We start from the raw sequence: 3,551 nt of genomic DNA on the forward strand, positions 1-3,551 counted from the left end.
CACGGCTGGTGGCCAGAATCCTCACCGTCGCCGAGGCCGCGAGGATCGCCTCGACTAGATCGGCGGCGGCATCGCGCACATGCTCGCAGTTGTCGAACACCAGCAACCGGACTCTGCCCTCCAACGCAGCGGCCACCGACTCACTGACGGTCTTGCCAGGTTGTTGGGTGATGCCCAGCACCGCCGCCACTGCATCAGGTATCGCCGCCGGATCGGTGACCGCAGCCAGCTCGAAAACCCAGACACCATCCGGAAATTCATCGTGCAGACGTTCGGCGACCTCGAGCGCCAGGCGGGTCTTGCCGACCCCGCCCACCCCGGTCAACGTCACCGACCGATGACCCTTCACCGCGGCTTGCAGCTCGGCGACCTCGGACTCGCGCCCGATAAAGCTCGTGGTCGCAGCCCGCAGGTTCCCCGGACTCGCATCCAGCGCCCGCAGGGCCGGGAACTCCGTGCGTAACCCTGCTGCTCGTACCTGGAACACCCCGATTGGGGTCGGCAGATCCCGCAACCGCCGCGGCCCCAAATCCATCAGGTCCACTCCGCTGAGCAGACCCGCCGTCGACTCGGCCAACAGGATCTGACCACCATGCCCCGCGGCCATCACCCGCGCCGCACGATTCAGCACCGCACCGAAGTAGTCCGCCCCCCGCAGCTCGGCTTCCCCGGTCGCGATCCCCATCCGCACCGGCAACTCCAGCGCCCGCTGCGCAGCCACGGCGGCATCGACCGCCGACGTGGGCGAGGCGAACGCGGCACACACCCCGTCACCGGTGTGCTTGAACAACCAGCCGCCGTGCGCCTCGATCGCCGTACGCAACACCTCGTCGTGTGCGGCCAGCGCCGCCCGCATCCCCTCCGCATCGGCCTCCCACCGACGGGTCGAACCCTCCACATCGGTGAACAAAAACGTCACCACCCCCGTAGGAGCAGCCGCCATCATGGCATCGCCTCAGCCCAGTCGATATGCCCTTCGAAACCAAGGGTTTTCGCGGTCTGTCGGTATTGATCCCGTAGTTCGCGATAGCGGGCCTCGTCGCCGTGCGCCCGCGCCAGTAGAGCCCGCAGCCGCACCAGCCAGATGTCGCGCATCACCAGACCCTCATCGGCTGGCACGGACGCTAACCGCTCGATTGCGGCCTGGGCTTCGGCCACGTCGCTCTCGGTCCCGCGATCGAGCAGTGTTTCCACCAGAACACCGGTCGCTGGAATGCCAAACCCCAGCAGCTGTCCTTGGCGGAACAGATGGTCGGCGGCGGCGCGCATGAGAGGGATGGCCTCATCGCGATCTCCACGCCGAGCCCTCTCACGTGCCAAATACACATTGACACTCGGTAACTCGCACAGGAAGTCTGCCCGTCGCAGGAACGTCTCGCTGACCTCGGCCAGGAGGTTCTGTCCGCGGTCACGCTCCGCAGCCGTGTTGCGGTGCACCAGCGCACGGCCCAGCGTCATCCGGGCGAGAGCCACCGCCCAGTCATCACCGGATCGTTCGGCAATCCGGAGGCCATCCTCGATCTCGCGCACCGCGGAATCGTCAGGCCTCAGCACGCCAAACGGCATTGCCCCGCTGACGAAGCCGACGACCGCGACGTAGGAAGGGGGGTCGGTGTTACGGGCCATGGCCAGGCCGTGGCGCAGGTCGTCTGCCCATCCCGGACGACCCAGAAAATACCGGGCAATACCCCGCGAAGTGAAGGCGAGCGCTAACGGAGACCCGAATATGAAGTTCCCTTTAGACGGATCACCGTCGGCCAGGTCGATGACCGTTTGTGACCACCGCAGCACGTCACACCACTCGCCGCTGTGACCCTTGGCATAGATCACCTGGATGGACAGCCCCACCGTCAACGTCGGATCGCCGAGCGACTCGATGAGAGCCCAGGCTTCGGATGCCAGCTGCGACGCCTCGCGGATTCGGTCCTGATACGCGTGATCCATCACCAGCCCCGCCATCCCGATCGCCAGTGACGCCTTGTCCCCGGTGGCGGTGCACAACTGCCGCAATTCATCGAAGCGGTCCCCGGCAACGTGTTCGTGGACTCGCCAGGCGATCCCGCACAACATGGTGCGCGGGGCAATGCGCATGGCTGCCCGGTTCGGGTCCTCGGCGGGTAGGGCGTCGGCGATCTTTTGGGCACGCTCCCAACTCAGCCGCGCCGCGGCGATGTCGCGGTTGGTCGCCCAGGTTGCGGCCCGCATGTGCCAGCCGTAGGCGGCGTGCAGATCACCGGCGGCCTCCACATGTTCGGCGATCAGGGCCGCGTTCTGCTCGGCCGCCGCCGGGTCACGCGACTCAATCGCGGCCGCGACGCGCCGGTGCAGCTCGGCACGATCCGACTTCAGCTGCGACTCGTAAGCCACTGTGCGGATCAGCGGATGGTGAAACACATACGCGGGATCGCCGGTGAATGTGATCTGATCGATCAACTCGCCGCCCACCAGATCGTCCAGGACAGGATCAATGCCCAGCGTTTCCAACAGGTCCCGGCTGAACTTCGAGCCGATGACCCCTGCTGCACTCAAGGTGCGCTTGGCCGCCGGGGCAAGGCGGTCGATGCGGGCGGCAATGGTCGCCTGCACCGTGGCGGGCACGCTGACCTTGGCAGCCCCGACCGTCGAAACGTAGGCGCTGCGGTTTCCGCGCAGCACACCACGCTCGGCCAGCTCGCGCACCATCTCCTCGGCGAAAAACGGGTTGCCGGCGGCCCTTTCGGCGATCATCTGGCCCAGCTCGCCCACGGAGGGGTCCGGCCCGAGCAGCTGTGAGACCAGTGCTGCGGTCTCAGGATCAGTTAGCGGGGCCAGGGCGATGCTCTGAGCACCGCGCACCCGGTTTAGCGCGCCGGTGTATTCGGGGCGGTAGGTGATCAGCACCAGCGAGTGCGTCTGCGGGATCACCGCCACAAAGTCCGCGAGCATGGATTCGCTGACCCCGTCGATCCAGTGCGTATCCTCAACGACGTAGACCGCCGCGGCTTTTCGGGCCAGCTGGGCGGCGTTGATCAACCGCCGCCGACGCGCATCCGGATCGATCCTCGGCAGCTCCACATTGGGATCAGCGATGCCCACCAGGTCATCCAGCAGCAGCATGTCCTCCGGATCGGCGTCCGGCATCACTCCGCGCAGCCGTGCCCGCGCGGCGTGGTCATCCAGACCACTGACCTGCGTCGCTGCGCGCAGCAGACGCACCACCACACGAAACGGGACATCGGTGGCGTGGGACTCGCAGAAGGTGGAAAACACCTCGACCTCACGGGCAGTGGCGAGCGCGCGGACCTCGCGCACCAAGCGGCTCTTACCGATACCGGGTGAGCCCACCACGGTGATGACCGCGCCGTGGCCATCGATGGCGCGCTCCAGTAGGGCCTCGATAGCAGCCATTTCCCAGCGCCGACCGACCAGAGTCGACTCAGTAGGTGCGACACGATGATCCTGTTCAGGCACGCCTAGTAATCGCTGAGCGGCGATCGGTTGATCGCTGCCTTTGATGTAGACCATCTCCGGCTCGCTGAGGACTACATGTTGTTCCACTAGCCGCGCGGTCG

The 3,551-nt window shown here is 66.5% G+C and carries 2 protein-coding genes; both read right to left on the reverse strand.

From position 1 onward, the window contains the following. The coding region (locus ACLP9N_RS03820; protein WP_442406143.1) for an AAA family ATPase at nucleotides 1-943 on the reverse strand (943 nt) is incomplete at its 3' end. Next, on the reverse strand, nucleotides 943-3,551 hold a 2,609-nt coding region (locus tag ACLP9N_RS03825; RefSeq protein WP_442406144.1), incomplete at its 5' end, for an ATP-binding protein. The genes ACLP9N_RS03820 and ACLP9N_RS03825, both read right to left, overlap by 1 nt.

Source organism: Mycobacterium sp. (assembly GCF_052144515.1).
Classification (GTDB): Bacteria; Actinomycetota; Actinomycetes; order Mycobacteriales; family Mycobacteriaceae; genus Mycobacterium.